This window comes from Dactylosporangium sp. NPDC049140, from assembly GCF_040648435.1.
This window is the reverse complement of record NZ_JBEZDS010000001.1, coordinates 795,316-812,008: the sequence shown is the minus strand read 5'-3', so window position 1 is coordinate 812,008 and position 16,693 is coordinate 795,316. Positions and strand designations below refer to the sequence as shown.

Here is a 16,693-nt window from a genome sequence, read left to right as displayed (position 1 = left end):
ATGGTGTTCTGGTCCTGGTCGGTGAGGGTGATCGACATGGTGGGCGCTCCTTCGTAGCGGTTGTTGTGCCACCACCATGCGGGCCGCCGCTGACACCAAACGGTCAGCGCCCTGACGCGGCCGCTGACACGGGGGACGGGCACGAAATCGGCCTCGTGCCCGTCCCCCGGATTACTGCTGCACGATGAACTCGACCCGCCGGTTGACGCCGTTCGCCGCCGCGTCGCTGCCCTGAACCTTCGGGCGGCTCTCGCCGAAACCCTTCGAGGTCAGGCGGTCAGCGGCGATGCCCAGCGAGACCAGGGTGTCCAGGACGGTGCGCGCGCGGTTCTCGCTCAGCGTCTGGTTGTGCTCGACGGTGCCGGTCAGGTCCGTGTGGCCCTCGATGCTGACCTTGATGTTCGGGTTCGCACGCAGGATCGAGGCCGCGTTCTCCACCACGGCCCGGCCCTGTGGGGTCAGCGTGGCGCTGTCGTTCTCGAACTCGACCGTCGGCAGCGCGACCAGCTGGGTCTGCACCTGCTCCGGCGCGGCCGCCTGGCCCACCACGAGCTCGTTGCGGACCGACTTGGCCGCCGCCTTCGCCGCCGTCTCGGCCTTGTCCTTGGTCTCCGCCGAGGCCACGGTGCCGGTCAGCGTGACCACGTGGTCGGTCAGGTCGACCACGGCGGCCTTGGCGTCCTTGCCCAGCGCGACCGCCACCGCGCCCAGCCCGGCCAGGTCGGTGTCGTCGGCGACCCGTGTGGCGTCGACGGTCATCTCGTCCTGCACGTTCTCGGCCCCGAAGACCGGCTTGACCGCGTCGGCGATCTTCGCCCGGTCGCCCTCGGCCGGCACGGCCCCGGTGAGCGTCACCTTGCCGTTGTCGACCAGCAGCTTGACCGAGATCGCCGACCGCTGGACTTCCGGCGTCGTCACCTTCGGCGGGGCCTGTACGTCGACCACGCGCACGCCGTCGATCCCGAGCGTGACCTCGCGCGCCTTGTCCTTCTCGTCGGCCGAGCCGACCTTCACGGTGCCGTCCCGCCCGACGAACCGCACGTCGGCGTCGATGCCCGCCTTGGCGAGCGCGACCTTCGTGCGGTCGGTCAGACTGTCCTCCACGGCATGCCTATGCGGTACCTCGAACGTGACGACCAGCGCCGCAAGCCCCACGACGGCAACGCCGATCGGGATGAGCGGATTGCGCTTGCGGACCTCCCAGCCGGTCGACGACGCCGTGCGGGTGGCGCCCGCCATCAGGCCCGCCCGGTGTCACGGCCGGCGACCAGGCGGCGCGTGAGGTCGGCGAAGCCCTCCTCGTCCCCGTCGGCGAGGTGCTGCGCCTGGCGGGACCACGTGACGATGCTGGGCGCGAAGCGCAGCCCGGCCGCCTCGATCGCGGCCCGCAGCGTGTCCACGTCGGTCTCGGCCAGCTGACGGTACGTCTTGATGCCCGCCCCGATCAGCGCCGCCGACATCTTCGGGCCGATGCCCTCGATCCGGCGCAGATTGTCGGGCTCGACATCCTCGACCGCCGCCGCCTGCGCGGGCACAACGACAACCTCGGACGCGGGCTCTTCCACAACCTCGGCGACCGGCTCGACCTCGGGCTCAGGCTCGACCACCGGCTCCTCGACCGCGGGCTCTTCCACGACCTCGGCAACCGGCTCCGGCTCGGGCTCGGGCTCGACCTCAGCCACCTCCGGCTCCGCAACCACCGGCTCCTCAACCACCGGCTCCTCAACCACCGGCTCGTCCACCACGGACTCGTCCACCACGGACTCGTCCACGACCGGCTCGTCCACGACCGGCGAGACCACGACCGGCGAGACCACGGCCGGCGAGGCCGAGACTTCCCGGCCCGCGATCAAACGGTCGGTCAGCTCCTTGAAGCCGGCCTCGTCCTCGTCGGCCAGCAGCCGCGCCTGCCGCGACCAGGTCGCAAGACTCGGCGCGAACCGGAGATTGGCCCGCTCGAGCGCGAGCTCCACAGTGGACCGGTCGGCGTCGGCCAGCGCCGCGTACGTCGTGATGCCGGCCGCCCGCAGCGCCGCCGCGATCTTCGGCCCGATGCCCTCGATACGCTCGAGCTTGTCGTGCGGCTGTGGCTCCTCGCTGACCACGACCGGCGCCGGCTCGGCCGTGAACGCGGACTCGACATCGGCCACGAGATCGGCATCGACGGGGTCGCGCTCTTCTGCCACGACCGGCGAAGGCGAATCCTCAACAGCCGGCGAAGGCGAATCCTCGACGACCGGCGAAGGCGAAGCGACATCGACCGGCGAAGGCACGTCGACCGGCGAAGCAAGGGGCTCAGGATCGGCGACAGCGGCCGCCGAAGCCGATTTGGCGAGCGCAACCGGCGCATCGGTGGTGGACTCGGTGGCGGATTCGGACGACCGGACCCGGCGCAGGCGCAGGCCCCACCAGAGGTACCCGACCAGCAGACCGAGCAGGAACGCGAGCAGGATCAACAAAAGTGACTGGTTGGTGTACCAGACCACGACAGGCCTCCGGGGCAGGCGTGAAAAGGGAAGCGTGAAAGAGGGGGTTCGCGGGCAGCCTTGCACAACTGGAAGTCCGGCAACAGGGCCCCGCCCATGCCCTATACCGGGTCGTTATCACCGGTCAAAGGCCTGTTGATCGACGTTTTCGCAGATCGTGGGCGTTCACGGGGGCTCTGCCGGTGGCGGGTCACCCAGAGGGCCGAGCGAAAATCGAAACGGACGGGTGCTGAACCTCACCACAACTGGAGGCGACGGAGCAATGGGGAAGACGACTCGGGTGCTTGCCTGGGCCGCGGTGGCGGCCGCCGCCGGCGGCGTCGCATGGGCTCTGCGTGACCTCCCGGCGCAGCTGGGGGCGGTCCCGGCGGGGGCGCGGGCCGAGCGCATGCGGCGCTCACCGCAGTACGGCGGCGACGGCCGGTTCGTGAACTCGGTGCCGGCCGACATCCTGCCGCCGCACGCGATGCGGAACGCCTTCGTCGAGCTGCTCACGGGCAGACAGCGGCGCAAACCGCTCGGCGTGATACCGGTGACACGGCCCGCGCTCGGCGGCCGGCTGGAGCCGGACGAGCTGCACGTGACCTGGCTGGGCCACTCGACCGCGCTGGTCGAGATCGAGGGCGTACGGGTGCTGTTCGACCCGGTGTGGAGCGATCGCTGCTCGCCCACGGGGTTCGCGGGCCCGCGGCGGCTGCACCCGGTGCCGCTGCCGCTGGACGAGTTGCCGCGCATCGACGCCGTGGTCATCTCGCACGACCACTACGACCATCTCGACCTCGACTCCATCCGGGCGCTCCAGCGCACCCAGCAGGCGCCGTTCCTGGTACCCCTCGGCGTCGGGGCGCACCTCGAGCGCTGGGGCGTGCCCACGGACCGGCTGATCGAGCTGGACTGGGACGAGCAGGCCGAGATCCGCGGGATCACGCTGACCGCGACGGCGGCCCGGCACTTCTCGGGCCGCCGGTTCACCCGTGACGGCACCCTGTGGGCGTCGTGGGTGGTGAAGGGGGCGCGCCGGAGCCTGTTCTACACGGGCGACTCCGGCTACTTCGAGGGGTACAAGCAGATCGGGGAGCAGCACGGCCCGTTCGACGCGTCGCTGATTCAGGTGGGGGCGTACAACGACGCCTGGCCGGACATCCACATGAAGCCCGAGGACGGCGCGAGCGCGCACCTCGACGTGCGGGCACGGGTGCTCATCCCGCTGCACTGGTGCACGTTCAACCTCGCCCTGCACGCGTGGTCGGAGCCGGTCGAGCGGCTGGTCGAGGAGGCGCAGGCGCGCGACATCGAGCTCGTTGTGCCGCGCCCGGGTGACCGGGTGAACATCGACGCGTTACCGGCACTTGAACCGTGGTGGCGCGCTGTTGCGTGACGTTTAAATCCGCAGCTCAGAGCACGTGTTGCGGCCCACATGCCAGGAGCCGGCAAAAGCCTGGCAGCGTGGGCCGCCTCGGCGTACTGTATCGATACAGAAGGAACTGGATCGATACAGCCGGAAGGGAGGATCCAGGCCATGCCCGCCACCCTGCAGACCATCGCCGACGAGCTGGGCGTGTCGCGGAGCACCGTGTCGAACGCGTACAGCCGCCCGGATCAGCTCTCCCCCGAGCTGCGGTCCCGGATCCTCGCGGCGGCCGAGCAGCTGGGCTACTCGGGCCCCAACCCGACGGCCCGGTCGCTGCGCCGCGGCAAGGTCAACGCGATCGGCGTGCTGCTCACCGACAACCTGTCGATGGCGTTCACCGACCCCTACGCGGTGGCCTACCTGCGCGGACTGGCGGAGGCGGCCTCGGCGCGGGAGACCTCGCTGCTGCTGCTCAACCTGCCCAAGGACGAGGAGGCCGGCCGGCGGATCGTGAGCAACGCCGCGGTCGACGCCTTCTGCCTCTACTGCGTGCCCGACTGGCACGGCGCGCTCGAGCTGATCCGCGCCCGGGGCGTGCCGATCGTCATCGGCGAGGACCCGAACGCGTTCGGCCCCGACGCCGGCTACGTGGGCATCGACGAGCGCGCGGCCGCGCACCGGCTGGGCGAGCACATCGCCCGGCTCGGGCACCGGGACATCGCGGTCGTCGCGCACTGGATCGTCGACGGCGGCGTGACCGGGCCGGTCGACGCCGACCCCGACGCGCTGCGGTACTACGTGACCGGCCAGCGGGTGCGCGGGTTCCGCGACGCGCTCGCCGAGGCCGGCGTCGAGTGGGACGGGGTGCTGCTCATCAACGCGGCGGACAACAGCCGCGACGATGGCTCGGCCGCCGCGGCGCACGCGCTGGACCGGCTCGACCGGGCCACGGCGATCCTGACCACCTCCGACGTTCTCGCGCTCGGCGTGCTCGACGCGCTGCGCGTGCGGGGCCTGCGCCCCGGCCGGGACGTGTCGGTCACCGGCTTCGACGACATCGGCGAGGCCGAGCCGGCCGGCCTCACCACCATCCGCCAGCCCAGCGTCGAGCGCGGGCGGCTCGCGGGCGAGCTCCTGCTCGACCCGCCCGACGACCCGGCGCGGCGTCGCCTGACGCTGCCCGTATCGCTGGTGGTCAGGGCGACCACTGGCCCGAACCCCACCAAGGAGCAGTCATGACCCCGATCGCCATGATCGTCTCGCTCGAGGCCGTCCGGCTGGAGATGCACTCCGCGCTGCCGAACGCCCCGGTCGTCGACGACCGCCGTCCCGAGTCGGCCACGATGAAGAAGGTGCGCGGCTTCGCCGCTCGCCGGCTGCGCGCCGTCGCCGACCGAGTCGAGCCCACGCCGGCCCTCACCTACGGGTAACACCCCGCCAAGGGACGGCGTATGCGAAGCCGGGTGACACCCGGCGGTAGGCGTATGTGAAACAGCGAGGGGAGGCCGGCCACCGCCGACCTCCCCTTGCTGTTGTCTTCCCTCGGGTACAACCGGATCTAACGAACCTCGACCGCCTCCGCGGTCTCGATGCGTGCGGTGTTGGCCCGGGCGCCGAGGCCGATCGCCTCGTAGTCCTGCCGGTTGAGGCCGCGCAGGATGAGCGCCCAGACGATGCCGACGACCGCGGCGATGCCGTAGGTGGCCGGGAACGCCCACACCGCCGCGTTCTTCGTGTCCGGCGGGATGCCCAGCAGGAGCCCGAAGTTGTCGAACACCTGCCACATCACGTAGCCGAGCGCGACCGTGGCCAGGATCGGCGCGACGAGCCGCGACCAGGCGCTCTCGCCGCGGCTGTCCCGCACGAAGTAGAAGATCACCGATAGGGACGTCGCCGCGACGAGCAGCAGCACGCCGACGCCGCCCGCGGTGCCCAGCCAGAAGAACAGGTTCACCAGCGGGTCCCAGCCGGTCACCGCGAACAGCACGATGGTGACGGCCGCGATGATCGTCTGGAACAGCGAGCCGGCCATCGGGGCGCCCGAACGGGCCCGGGTGCGGCCGAAGAACGACGGGAGCACCCGCTCGCGGCCGAGCGCGAACGCGTACCGGGCCGTCGTGTTGTGGTAGCTCAGCGCCGCCGCCGCGATGCTCGTGATGAGCAGGGTCCGGCCGAGGTCGCCGGCCCAGTTGCCGCTCGCCGCGACCAGGGCCGGGAAGAACGGGCCGCCCTGGTCGAGGGTCTGCTGGGCCTGCCCGACGGTCGCGTCGACGCCCATGCTCGCCGACGCCGCCCAGCTGGTGAGCGAGTACGACAGCAGCATGACGGCGAGGCCGAGGAACGTCGCCAGGGCCACCGTGCGGTTCTTGCTGCGCGCCTCCTCGGCGAAGACCGGTGCGGCCTCGAAGCCGACGAACGCCGTGGTCGCGACCGCGAAGGCCGGGCCGGCGCTGTCCTGCAGCGCGCCCCAGCTCCACGGTTCGAAGCTCAGCGAACCGCCGGCCGGGTGGCTGAAGAAGATCACGTCGAAGATCGTGACCACGATCAGCTCGGCGCCGAGCAGGATCATGAGGACCTTGCTGTTGACGTCGACCCGCAGCAGGCCCAGGACCGCGATGAACAGCCACAGCACCAGGGCGAGGACCCACCAGTCGATGGCGACGTCCGCCTTCTCGGCGAGCAGCTGCGACAGGAAGGCCCCGAACGCGCCGTACAGGCCGACCTGCAGCAGGTTGTAGGCGACCAGGGCCACCATGGCCCCGCCGACGCCCAGCGGCCGGCCCAGGCCCTGCGCGATGTACGAGTAGAAGGCACCGGCGTTCGTGATGTGCCGCGACATGGCGACGTAGCCGAAGCTGAACAGCGCCAGGATCACCGCGATGATCAGGAAGGCCAGCGGGAACCCGGTCGTGCCGACCACGCCCCAGCCGGTCGAGACGAGCGCGCCGACGACCATCAGCGGCGCTGCCGCGGTCAGGGCGAACATGATGACGGAAGGCACGCCCAGCCGGTCGCGGGCCAGTGCCTGGGATACCACGCTCGGTCGCACGGGCGACGTTGCGGACATCGGTCCTCCAGGGTTCTTTGAGAGGGGAAGGGGGAGAGGGAAGTCCGAGCCGCGCCGTCACCCGCGTTGCGACAGCACCGCGTCGCCGACCGCCGACTCGACCTGCAGGATCAGGTCGCGCAGCGGTGGCGGCAGGGCGCCGATCGCGTGTTGAAGTCTTCTGCCGCCCGAGGGGTCGCGCTCCCAGAGGATGTGACCGGTCAGCCCGGTCGCCTCCGCGAGGCCGGCGAGGGTCGTGTCCGCGACGCGCATGGGCTCGAATCCGGTGAGCAGGCGGCGCAGTCGCACCACCCGCCCCGCCGGCAGGTTGATGTCCGTGGGCAGCCACCGGGTCGAGGACCGCAGCAGGCGCCGCACCTGGATCTGCTCCACCATGCCGTTGCGGGCCAGCCGCGTGCCGACCTCGTCGACCGCCGTGCGCCCGAGGAACTGCAGCCAGGTGCGCACCTCGCGGTGCTGCACCTCGGCGACCATCGTGGCCAGGTTGGTGTGTGCCAGGGGGTCGGAGGGCGGCTCTCCGCTGAGCACCCGCAGCCGCGGACCCTCGACGGTGATCCGCTGCTCCAGTACCAGTTCGCCGAGCAGGGCCCCGGCCAGCCCGAGCTCCACCGCGCGCGCGGACAGCCGGGATCGGCCGTCCCGGTCGTCGTGCGCAATGAGAAAGAAGTCATCGGCCAACAGCATTCGACCGCGTACCCGTCACCAATCGTCGCCCCGACCAGGGCCCCCATTACCCCAGATCTGACAGTTAGGGCCCGAAAGACACGTGCGACCCGATCGGAAAGCATGCCCTGCGTATTGACGGACCGCAACCATCGGCGCGCAAAATCGGATAATCGCCGCCGACCATTACCGAATTGACGGATGTTGCAACGTCCGTTTTTCACACACGGTGATGTCCGGAATTTCCGGAGTTCACCGCCGCCGATTACGCACCGAATTATCTGACCATTTGACGGCACGCGCCTGAACGGCGGACGGTCCACTCACCGTCCGCCGAGCGTGCACGCTGCGTAATGTCGGGCCCGCTACGGTGCGTGTTCGTTGTGCCGCTGTACCGTCTCGGCCGCCTCGTCGACCGCCTCGAGCAGGTCGTCCAGCGCGTAGCCGCCGTCGTGGCGGATGCCGTTGACGAAGAACGTGGGGGTGCCGGCGACGCCGCTGCGCACGCCGCCGACCAGGTCACGGCGGACGCGGTCGAGGTACAGGTGCGCGCCGACCTCGTCGCCGACCTCGGCCGAGGGCAGGCCGAGGCGCTCGACGCCGACCATGAGCCGGCGCGGGTTGATGCCGGCCTGGTTGGCGAAGAGCCAGTCGCGCATCGGCCAGAACGTACCCCGCACCCCGGCGGCCTCGGCCACCTCGGCGGCGAGGTCGGCGTAGGGGTGCACGTTGGTCAGCGGGAAGTGGCGGAAGGTGTACCGCACCGTCTCCCGCCGCAGCCGCAGCAGGTCATGGAGGATCACGTGGGCCATGGCGCAGTACGGGCACTGGAAGTCGCCGTACTCGACGAGGGACACGGGGGCGCTCGCCGGACCGAACGTGTGGTCGTCGGGGCCCACCGGGATCGTCAGCCGGGGGATCGTGACCTGGAAGGGCGTGGTGGTCATGCCTCAACGGTCAGCCGGAGTCGCCCCGGGAACGTCACCCCACGGGCGCGACGCTGGACACGAGCAGCGGGCTGCCGGTGCAGATGGTCTCGCGGTTCGGGTTCGGCACGCCCGTGACCTTCACCTGCTGGCCGTCGCGCAGGCCGTCCGCGGCGGGCCCGATGAGCACCCAGTTCAGCTGCGCGGTGATCAGCTCGATACAGGTACCCGTGACGCGAACCCGGCCCTGGGTCACGACCTGCTGGAATTCGTCGACCGGCGGCTCGACCTTGGTCGTCTTCGGCACGCCCGGAGGAATGCTGATCGTCGGTTCCCGGGAAACAGAAACGGCCGGTGCGGCGGATTGTGCGGGTTCATCCGTCTTCGGTGCGGTGGCGCATCCGGCCAGCAGCAGAACGGCCAGGAGGAGGCCCAGCGGAGCTTTCATACTCCTTGGACCTCCTCCCGGTTCGATCGGTTCCGGTCAGCCGGTGACGAGTACCGCCATCGACGTGCCGTTCTCCAGCAGCGCGAAGATCTTCACGCCGTTGTTGGGAACCTTCACGCCGTAGTAGGTGCTGGTCGCCGGGTCCTCCCGGTAGTAGCTCTTGCTGTCGTCGAACAGCGGGTTGCCCCACTGGCCGCCGAGGTGGCTCGGCGCGTTCGTCGCGCCCGAGTGCAGGGTGAACGAGTCCGTCCGCGCGAACGAGAACGGCGCGTCGAAGCCCTGGATGCGCGGCCGCCAGGGGGTCCCGTCGGCCTTGAGCACCAGGTCGGGGTGCGAGTCGATCGGCAGGATCAGGCCCTCACCGTGGTGCTGGCTGGTGTTGTTGTCGCGGTACGAGGTGTCCCAGTACGTGACCAGCAGGCCGGTCTCGTACGGGAAGTGCTCGACCCACTTCGGCCGGTCCGCGAACCCGAAGTTGTACGGGCCCGCCTTCATGTACTTGTCGTACGACTCGTAGGTGCGGTGCGACGCGATGTAGAAGTTGTCGTACTCCGTCGTCAGCGACGCGCCGACCGCCGTGAAGCCGACCGCGGTCCAGCCGTTGAGCCCGTTCTCCGCGCCGTCGGCGAACACCGTGGTGGCGCCGTTGGCGATGCGGATGTCATCGGCGAAGAAGCCCTTGCCGCCGGCCGCCGGGTCGGTGACGTAGCGGAAGCGCAGGCCGACCGTCTTGCCCGCGTAGGCGGACAGGTCGAACGTCGCCGGCACCCAGCCGTTGCTGGTGCCGTCGATGCCGTCGCCCTCGGCCGCGTTCGTGATCGAGCCCGGGATCTCCTTGAAGCCGGAGCCGTCGTCGACCTCGACGTACGCGTAGTCACACGGGTCCGGCCCACAGTCCTCGATGTCCCAGTTGGCCTGGAACGTCAGCGTGGTGGTGCCGGCCGCCGGGACCGAGACGTTGCGGGTCAGCGAGTTGTCGAGCAGGTTGCCCGAGCCGCTCCACCACGACTTGGTGCCCTCCGGCGGTGTCGCCAGCGGCGTGGTGACCTTCTTCTTGGGCAGGTTGACGACCACCGCCTGCGGCTTCTTGCTGTTGTACTCGTGCGGGCCGAGGTCGACCAGCTTCGTCTTGCCGGCGTTGACCGTGGTGTAGTCCAGCCAGCCCAGCTGCAGCTTGTCCCAGGCGCCGAAGTCGGCGGCGCGGGCCGCGATCCCGTTGTCGCTGGGCAGGCTGACCCGGCTCTGCGCCATGATCGTCCACCAGTTCACCGGGTTCTCGGCGTTGCCGCCGGCACCCGAGGTGTCGTAGTGGTCCGGCAGGCCGAGGTCGTGGCCGTACTCGTGCGCGAACACGCTCAGGCCGCCGTTCTCGGGCTGCATCGTGTAGTCGCTCACCCACAGGCCGGTGTTGCCGACCTGCGTGCCGCCGCGCATGTTGTACGCCGGGCCGGTGCTGTCGCCCGGGAACGCCGTCGAGCGGTGGCTCCAGATCGCGTCCTCGCCCTGGATCAGGTCACCGTCGGCCTGGTCGCCGCCGGCGTGGACGATCTGGAAGTGGTCGATGTACCCGTCGGGCTCGTTGAAGTCGCCGTCGTGGTCGTAGTCGTTGCGGTCCCACTGGTCGTAGGAGGCCAGCGTCGCCTTGATGTCCGCGTCGGACTTGCCCTGGGCGTGCTGCGCGTCGACCCAGGCCTGGATGCCGTCCTGGATCAGGTAGTAGCTGTTGCTGCACACGTTGGCGGTGCACGGGAAGCCGTTGCTGCGGCCGTACCGCGCCTCGTTGTAGGGCACCTTCACCCAGTCCGAGACCATGCCCTCGACGCTGTAGCGGCCCGAGGACTGCTTCTCGTAGTACGTCTTGAGCGACTCGACCCCGTTGCCGGAGGCGAAGTACATGTTCTCGAAGTACTGCCGGCTGAAGTCCGGCTTCCAGATGGTCGAGTTGTCCTGGGTGCGATCCGGCTGCGGAATCGCGTTGTGCAGCGGGCCGTCGAACTTGGCCGGGCCGGCGATGGCCGGGTTGGTGTCCTGGTCCGGGTACGACGGGTGGCGGGTGTTGCCGAACTCGGCCAGCACCACGAAGATCTTGTCCGTCTTCTCACGGCCCAGTTCGACGTACTTGTCGACGTGGCCCTTGCTCCGGTCGGTCTTGCCGATGTTCACGACCGTGCTCGCGCCACGCTTCTCCGGCTGGGCCTGACCCGTGAGCACCTGCGAGAGGGCGACCTCACGAGCAGCGCGCTGCTTCTGCTCGTCGGCCGTGATCAGCTCGTCGGACGGCGACGCGGCGTCGACGGACGGCGCCTGGGCCGGCACGGCATGGGCCGCACCTCCTCCGACGAACACCCCCATCCCCGACGCGAGCGTGAGACTGAGCAGTCCCACGGTCAACTTACGCACAGGTACCTCCCTGGTGGGGCTTCCGCACCGAGGCCCTGCGTCGATGCCTCGATGCACCTGTCGCGGAAGACTAGGGGCTGTTCTCGCCTCCTGAAGATCAACATCTGGGTTTGTGCATGGTTGCGAGGGTCAAAACAAGGGTCACCGATTTATTGAGCGCGGTCTCTGAGTGCATCGAGATCATGGACGATCACGTGGAGTCGCCCCGTCTGGATCAGGCCCTCTTCACGCAGCGTGCGCAAGGCCTTGGTGACCGCCTCGCGCGACGATCCGGTCCAGCCGGCCAGCTCGTCCTGCGACAGCGGCAGGCTGATGCGCAGCCCCTCCGGCGACGGCTCGCCGAAGCGCTCGGCCAGCTCGACCAGCCGGGCCGCGACCCGGCCGGTGGTGTCGTAGGCGCCGAACTCGATGCGCTTGCGGTCGGCGTCGCGCAGGCGGCGGGTCACCTCGCGCATGAGCAGGAATGAGACGCGGGCGTGGCCCAGCAGGTACCGCTCGAAGTCCGGCGACGGCACCGAGAGCGCGGTCACCGGCTCCAGCGCCGTCACGGTCGCCGACATCAGGCCGCCGTCGATCGCCGACAGCTCCCCGAGCAGCGCCCCCGGCCCGCGCACCGCGAGCACCACCTCGGTGCCCGACGCCGTGTCGGAGGAGACCTTGACCCGCCCGGACCGCAGGATGATCACCGCCTCGGAGCGGCTCGCCTCGCGGAAGATCACCGAGCCGCGCCGCCACTGCTTGCGGTGCCCGGCGGCCTCCAGCGCGGCCTGCTCGTCGGCGTGCAGAAGTTCGAAGAACTCGGTCACGCCAAAGTCTCCACCACATAGGCGCGGACTGTCTGTCGGCGACCTTTCACTTCCAGCTCCCCCAGCGGCGTCGCGGTGGCCCGCTCGGCGATCGCGTCGTACGTGACCCCGCCGATCACCACCTGCCCGGGCTCGGCGATCGTCTGCAGCCGCGCGGCCACGTTCACCGCGTCGCCCATCGCGTTGAACCCGCGCAGCAGCTCGCTGCCGATGTTGCCGACCAGCGCCGGCCCGGTGTTCGCCCCGACGCGGAACCGCGGCCAGTCCGGGTGCCCCTCGGCGATCCCGCGCACGGCCTCCTGCATCTGCAGCGCCGCCCGCACCGCCCGGGCCTCGTGGTCCTCCTGCCGCGCGGGCGCGTTGAACAGCGCCAGCAGCGCGTCGCCGACGAACTGCACGATGGTGCCGCCGTTGTCGAGAATGCAGGGCACCGCGACGCCGTGGTACCGGTTGAGCATCTCCACGATGTCGCCCGGCTCGACCGCCTCGGAGAACGTGGTGAACCCGCGCAGGTCCGCGAACAGCGCGGTGACGTCGACCAGCCGCCCGCCCAGCGCCGCCTGGTCCGGGTCGGCCAGCAGCGCCGCGGCGACGTCCGGGGACATGTACTGGCGGAACAGGGTCGACAGCTCGCCGTACAACCGCGCGTTCTCCAGCCCGATGGACAGCTGGTGCGCGAGCGTCTGGCGCAGCTCGGCGCGGGTGCCGGCCGGAATCGTGACGGCGCCCGCCTTGATGTTCTTGACCGTCAGCGGCAACGCATCGGGCCGTTCCTCAATCTCTCCGTCAGAGACAAGGGCGATTTCGACGGTACCGAATGAGCCGCGGACGGCCTCGACCGCGCCCCGCAGGAACTCCTCCTCGCCGGCCCCGACCCGCGCCTGCTCGCCCACCGCGACCAGCGCGCCGAGCCGCTCCGAGAGCTCCCGCTCGGCCACCAGCGCGGCGGCCGCCCGGTCCAGGACCTCCGCCTGCTTCTCGGTGAGCCCGAAGCGCTCGGCCATACGCGCCGCCAGCCGCTCGGGCGCCGCCCCCTGCTCGGACTCCTGCAGCGCGGCCACCAGCTCCTCGAGCGCGGCCTCGTACTGCTGCCGGATCCGCCGGTTCGTGGCGGCCATCGCGATGCCGTCGAAGAGCCCCGCGGCACTGCCCTCGCGGCGGTACTGCACATAAGCGCTGTAGGCCACGAACAGGAACGCGGCCGTCAGGATCAGGTGCCACTCCCACCACGACAGCCGCCACTTGTCGGCCAGCGTGACGGCCACCATGGCCTCGGCCAGCAGCGCGAACGCGGTCACGACGGAGATCAGCACGGCGCCCGGGCTGCGACGGTACAACAGGAAGAAACGCACCGCGGCCGCCACGTAGAGCGCCACCGCGGCCCAGGACACCCAGACCAGCGGCCCCTCGACGTCGCGGATCTGGTCCTGCCGCGACAGCGGCGGCAGGTCCGACAGCGACCACAGGATCCACACGAACAGCACGAGCCCGAGCGCGATCCGCAGCCCGAGCTGCCAGCCGGTGATCCCGCTCGGCAGCTTCAGCGACGACAGCACCGCGAGCACCGACCCGACGATCAGCCCGACCGCCATCGACTGGTCGAAGCCGGCGTTGGGGTGCCCGATCAGCACGCCGGGCGTGGCGAGCGCGTGCGCGAACAGAAACCCGGCCGCGGCGAGGAACACCAGCGACACGAGGAACAGCCGCCCGTCGGAGCGCCGCCGCGCCGCGACGCCCATCGCCACGCCCACGATCACGTTGACGCCCGCCACGATCATGACGAGCCAGAAGTGCGTCTGATGGTGCTGCCAGATGACGTCGGTACCGGGCCGGCTCAGCAGGAGCCAGAGCCCGGCGAGCGGCAGCGCGAGATGCGCGGCCCAGACGATGACGCGTGGCATCTCGCCCCTCCCTATGTCCTCGATCGATCCGCATAAGGGTCCCACCACTCCCGCGGATCCGAGCCGTCTCGTTCTGGACATCTCGCTCTGCGTCTTTCGACGCAGACACGGCGGCGCAACCTCGGTCTCATAAGCCATGAAGCACCGACACGGTGCTCAACCTGTGGGAGTTACCGATGAAACTCAAGGCACCGCTCATCACCCTGGGCGCCGGCCTGGTCGTGGCCGGCGTGCTGTACGGCATGAATGTGAGCGTCACCAACGAAGCGGCCCGCGACAAGGCCGCGACCGCGGCGGCGCCCGCCGCGTCCCCGTCCCAGGTCCCGGCCCCGGCCGCCACCTCCGCCCAGCCCTCAACGCCGCCGCCCGGCGACGGCACGGGCAACGCGGCCCAGCAGGGCACGATCACCTACGCGGGCGCGGTGGACGGCGGCGCCGCCTCCCTGGGCGTGGTCGTCAAGAACGGCAAGGCCATCGCGTACGTCTGCGACGGCCGCGCCGCCGAGTCCTGGATGGACGGCGACATGGCCAACGGCGAGGCCCAGCTCAACAGCGCGAAGGCAACGGGCAACCTGACCGCGACCTACACCGCCGCCCAGATGAAGGGCACCGTGAAGGCCGGCACGAAGACGTGGACCTTCACCATCAAGGCGGTAGCACCCCCGTCGGGCCTGTACCGCTCCCAGGCGAGCCTGCGCAAGAAGCTGGACGCGAGCTGGATCGTCCTGCCGGACGGCAAGCAGGTGGGCGTGGAAACCCGCAACGGCGTCCTGCAGCCGGCCCCGCCCTTCGACGTGAACAGCAAGACCGCCGTGGTCGACGGCACCGCGGTGACGATCGAACCCACCAGCCCCGCGACCGGATACTGAGCGAGGAGCCCGCGAGATGACCGCCCCGCTCAACAACGCCGACGAGCCACTGAAGCGCGTGGAGTTCCCCCCGATCCCGGACCCGTCGCCCCTACCACCGTCGGACGCCAAGCCGTTCGAGGTACCCCAGGCCTACACGGTCGACCCGTTGTACCCCGAGCCCGCCCAGCCCTCATTCCCAGCCGCACCCGCCTACTCCGCCCCGACTCCCCCTCCCAGCTACTCCGCTCCGACTCCCCCTCCGACCTACTCTGCCCCGACTTCCCCTCCGACCTACTCTGCCCCGACTTCCCCTCCGACCTACTCTGCCCCGGAGCCGCCTCCGACCTACTCCCCTCCGACGCCACCGCCCACGTACTCCCCACCGGAGCCCTCCGCACCCACCTATCCCACTCCGACTCCAAACGCACCGCTCCCAACGGCTTTCCCCGCGCCAGGGTCTCCGGCGTCCGCAGCCCCGACCTCTGGAGCCCCGGCTTCGGGCGTCCCGGCCTCCGCAGTCCCAGCTTCCGCACTCCCGTTCTCGGGGGCGCCGGCCTCCGGTGTCCCAGGTTCCCCGCTCCCGGTCTCCACCGTTCCGTCGTTCGCCATCGCCAACTCAGCCATCCCCGGTTCCGCGACCCCGGCCTCCGCGACCCCGGCCTCCGCGACCCCGGCCTTCGCGACCCCAGCGCTGGCCGCCCCCACGGCCCCGGCCACCGCTCCGGCCACAACCCCGACCAGCCCGAAGACCATCGCAACCCTGATCGTCCCGTTCCTGGTCGCCTGCCTGGTCGCCGCCGGCCTGGGCGTCTACGGCAAGCTCCACGAGCCGACGGGCATCGCCGTGAACGTCGCCGGCTTCTCCAGCCCGGCAACGGTCAAGGTCTGGCTGGCCACGGTCGCCTTCGTCCTGGCCCTGGTGCAGCTCTTCACCGCCCTCGTCATGTACGGCAAGATCCCGATCCTGAACAACGCCCAGTGGCTCGGCCCCGTGCACCGCTGGTCCGGCCGCCTGGCCTTCATCGCCTCCATTCCCGTGGCCCTGCACTGCCTCTACGCGCTCGGCTTCGACGACTACAACACCCGCGTCCTCCTGCACTCCCTGTTGGGCTGCTTCTTCTACGGCGTCTTCGCGGCCAAGATGCTGATCCTCGCCAAGAAGGGCGTCCCCAACTGGGCGCTGCCGCTGTTCGGCGGCCTCGTCTTCACCGCGCTGGCCGGCCTGTTCGTCACCTCCGCCCTGTGGTTCTTCACCACGTTCGGCGTCAAGCTCTGAAAGGGGCGCGAAGAACCATGGGCACTCCTACCCGACGCACCCTGCTGGCCGGCGCCGGCGCGGTCGGCCTCGCGACGGCACTCTCCGGCTGCGCCGCGTACGGCCTCGACAGCGCCCCCGCCGATGACGACGCCAACGACGACGACAACAGCGGGACGAACCAGACCGCCCCGAGTGGCGCGAGCCTCGCCAGCACGAGCGACATCCCGGTCGGCGGCGGCAAGGTCCTCGCCGACCAGAAGATCGTCGTCACGCAGCCCACGGCCGGCACCTTCCGCTGCTTCACCGCCGTCTGCACCCACGCCGGCTGCATCGTTGGCGACGTGTCGGAGGGCACCATCAACTGCCCCTGCCACGGCAGCCGCTTCAAGGTCGCCGACGGCACCGTAGCCGCCGGCCCCGCCAAAAAGGCGCTCGCCGCGATCGCCATCAAGGTCACCGGCGACGCCATCTCCAAGGCTTAACTCCCACAGGGTCGAGTGCCCGCCGACTGTCCACACCGGACGGACGGCGGGCAC

General features: G+C 70.5%; 16 protein-coding genes. 7 read left to right on the top strand and 9 right to left on the bottom strand.

Translation table 11 applies throughout. From position 1 onward, the window contains the following. Positions 1 to 171: 171 nt before the first annotated feature. Together AB0B76_RS03705 and AB0B76_RS03700 are read right to left on the bottom strand one after the other, a co-directional pair. Positions 172 to 1,239, bottom strand: a complete 1,068-nt coding sequence (locus AB0B76_RS03705) for an OmpA family protein (protein ID WP_360368647.1) — start codon at positions 1,237 to 1,239, stop codon at positions 172 to 174. Beyond that, on the bottom strand, positions 1,239 to 2,105 hold the full coding sequence (locus tag AB0B76_RS03700) for a helix-hairpin-helix domain-containing protein (protein ID WP_360368645.1): 867 nt from the start codon (positions 2,103 to 2,105) through the stop codon (positions 1,239 to 1,241). Before AB0B76_RS03700 ends, AB0B76_RS03705 begins: the two co-directional genes overlap by 1 nt. On the opposite strand from AB0B76_RS03700, the gene AB0B76_RS03695 reads away from it, so the two are divergent. From AB0B76_RS03695 to AB0B76_RS03680, 4 genes are all read left to right on the top strand, one after another. Then, the gene (locus tag AB0B76_RS03695) at positions 2,079 to 2,465 is read left to right on the top strand and encodes a hypothetical protein (RefSeq protein ID WP_360368642.1); all 387 of its coding nucleotides are present in this window, start codon (positions 2,079 to 2,081) and stop codon (positions 2,463 to 2,465) included. The two genes, AB0B76_RS03700 and AB0B76_RS03695, sit on opposite strands and share 27 nt — an antisense overlap. A 283-nt stretch (positions 2,466 to 2,748) precedes the next feature. After that, complete coding sequence (locus AB0B76_RS03690; RefSeq protein WP_360368639.1) at positions 2,749 to 3,864, top strand: MBL fold metallo-hydrolase; 1,116 nt, start codon at positions 2,749 to 2,751, stop codon at positions 3,862 to 3,864. A gap of 141 nt (positions 3,865 to 4,005) precedes the next feature. After that, complete coding sequence (locus AB0B76_RS03685) at positions 4,006 to 5,076, top strand: LacI family DNA-binding transcriptional regulator (RefSeq protein ID WP_360368636.1); 1,071 nt, start codon at positions 4,006 to 4,008, stop codon at positions 5,074 to 5,076. Continuing rightward, positions 5,073 to 5,267 carry a hypothetical protein gene (locus AB0B76_RS03680; RefSeq protein ID WP_360368634.1) on the top strand — a complete coding sequence of 65 codons (195 nt, stop codon included), beginning with the start codon at positions 5,073 to 5,075 and terminating at the stop codon, positions 5,265 to 5,267. Before AB0B76_RS03685 ends, AB0B76_RS03680 begins: the two co-directional genes overlap by 4 nt. A 128-nt stretch (positions 5,268 to 5,395) precedes the next feature. Here the strand turns inward: AB0B76_RS03680 and AB0B76_RS03675 are convergent, their stop codons facing one another. From AB0B76_RS03675 to AB0B76_RS03645, 7 genes are all read right to left on the bottom strand, one after another. Further along, positions 5,396 to 6,874 (bottom strand): APC family permease, encoded by a 1,479-nt coding sequence (locus AB0B76_RS03675; RefSeq protein ID WP_360368632.1) that lies wholly within the window; start codon positions 6,872 to 6,874, stop codon positions 5,396 to 5,398. Positions 6,875 to 6,961: 87 nt separating this feature from the next. Further along, positions 6,962 to 7,588, bottom strand: coding sequence for a GPP34 family phosphoprotein (locus AB0B76_RS03670; RefSeq protein WP_360368629.1), 627 nt, complete (start codon positions 7,586 to 7,588; stop codon positions 6,962 to 6,964). A 344-nt stretch (positions 7,589 to 7,932) separates the two neighbouring features. Further along, the gene (locus AB0B76_RS03665; RefSeq protein ID WP_360368626.1) at positions 7,933 to 8,514 is read right to left on the bottom strand and encodes a thioredoxin domain-containing protein; all 582 of its coding nucleotides are present in this window, start codon (positions 8,512 to 8,514) and stop codon (positions 7,933 to 7,935) included. 34 nt (positions 8,515 to 8,548) lie between these two features. Continuing rightward, positions 8,549 to 8,800, bottom strand: coding sequence for a hypothetical protein (locus tag AB0B76_RS03660; protein ID WP_360368623.1), 252 nt, complete (start codon positions 8,798 to 8,800; stop codon positions 8,549 to 8,551). 177 nt (positions 8,801 to 8,977) lie between these two features. Next, the gene (locus AB0B76_RS03655) at positions 8,978 to 11,341 is read right to left on the bottom strand and encodes an immune inhibitor A domain-containing protein (RefSeq protein WP_360368621.1); all 2,364 of its coding nucleotides are present in this window, start codon (positions 11,339 to 11,341) and stop codon (positions 8,978 to 8,980) included. 149 nt (positions 11,342 to 11,490) lie between these two features. Beyond that, positions 11,491 to 12,126, bottom strand: a complete 636-nt coding sequence (locus tag AB0B76_RS03650) for a Crp/Fnr family transcriptional regulator (protein WP_360368770.1) — start codon at positions 12,124 to 12,126, stop codon at positions 11,491 to 11,493. A 17-nt stretch (positions 12,127 to 12,143) separates the two neighbouring features. After that, entirely contained in the window at positions 12,144 to 14,048 is a 1,905-nt protein-coding gene (locus AB0B76_RS03645; RefSeq protein WP_360368618.1) for an adenylate/guanylate cyclase domain-containing protein, read from the bottom strand. Positions 14,049 to 14,224: 176 nt separating this feature from the next. Between AB0B76_RS03645 and AB0B76_RS03640 the strand changes: the two genes are divergently transcribed. From AB0B76_RS03640 to AB0B76_RS03630, 3 genes are all read left to right on the top strand, one after another. Continuing rightward, on the top strand, positions 14,225 to 14,917 hold the full coding sequence (locus AB0B76_RS03640; protein ID WP_360368616.1) for a hypothetical protein: 693 nt from the start codon (positions 14,225 to 14,227) through the stop codon (positions 14,915 to 14,917). Positions 14,918 to 15,650: 733 nt separating this feature from the next. Next, positions 15,651 to 16,175 (top strand): DUF6529 family protein, encoded by a 525-nt coding sequence (locus tag AB0B76_RS03635; protein ID WP_360368767.1) that lies wholly within the window; start codon positions 15,651 to 15,653, stop codon positions 16,173 to 16,175. Positions 16,176 to 16,192: 17 nt separating this feature from the next. After that, complete coding sequence (locus AB0B76_RS03630) at positions 16,193 to 16,639, top strand: Rieske (2Fe-2S) protein (RefSeq protein WP_360368613.1); 447 nt, start codon at positions 16,193 to 16,195, stop codon at positions 16,637 to 16,639. The last annotated feature ends 54 nt before the right edge of the window (positions 16,640 to 16,693 follow it).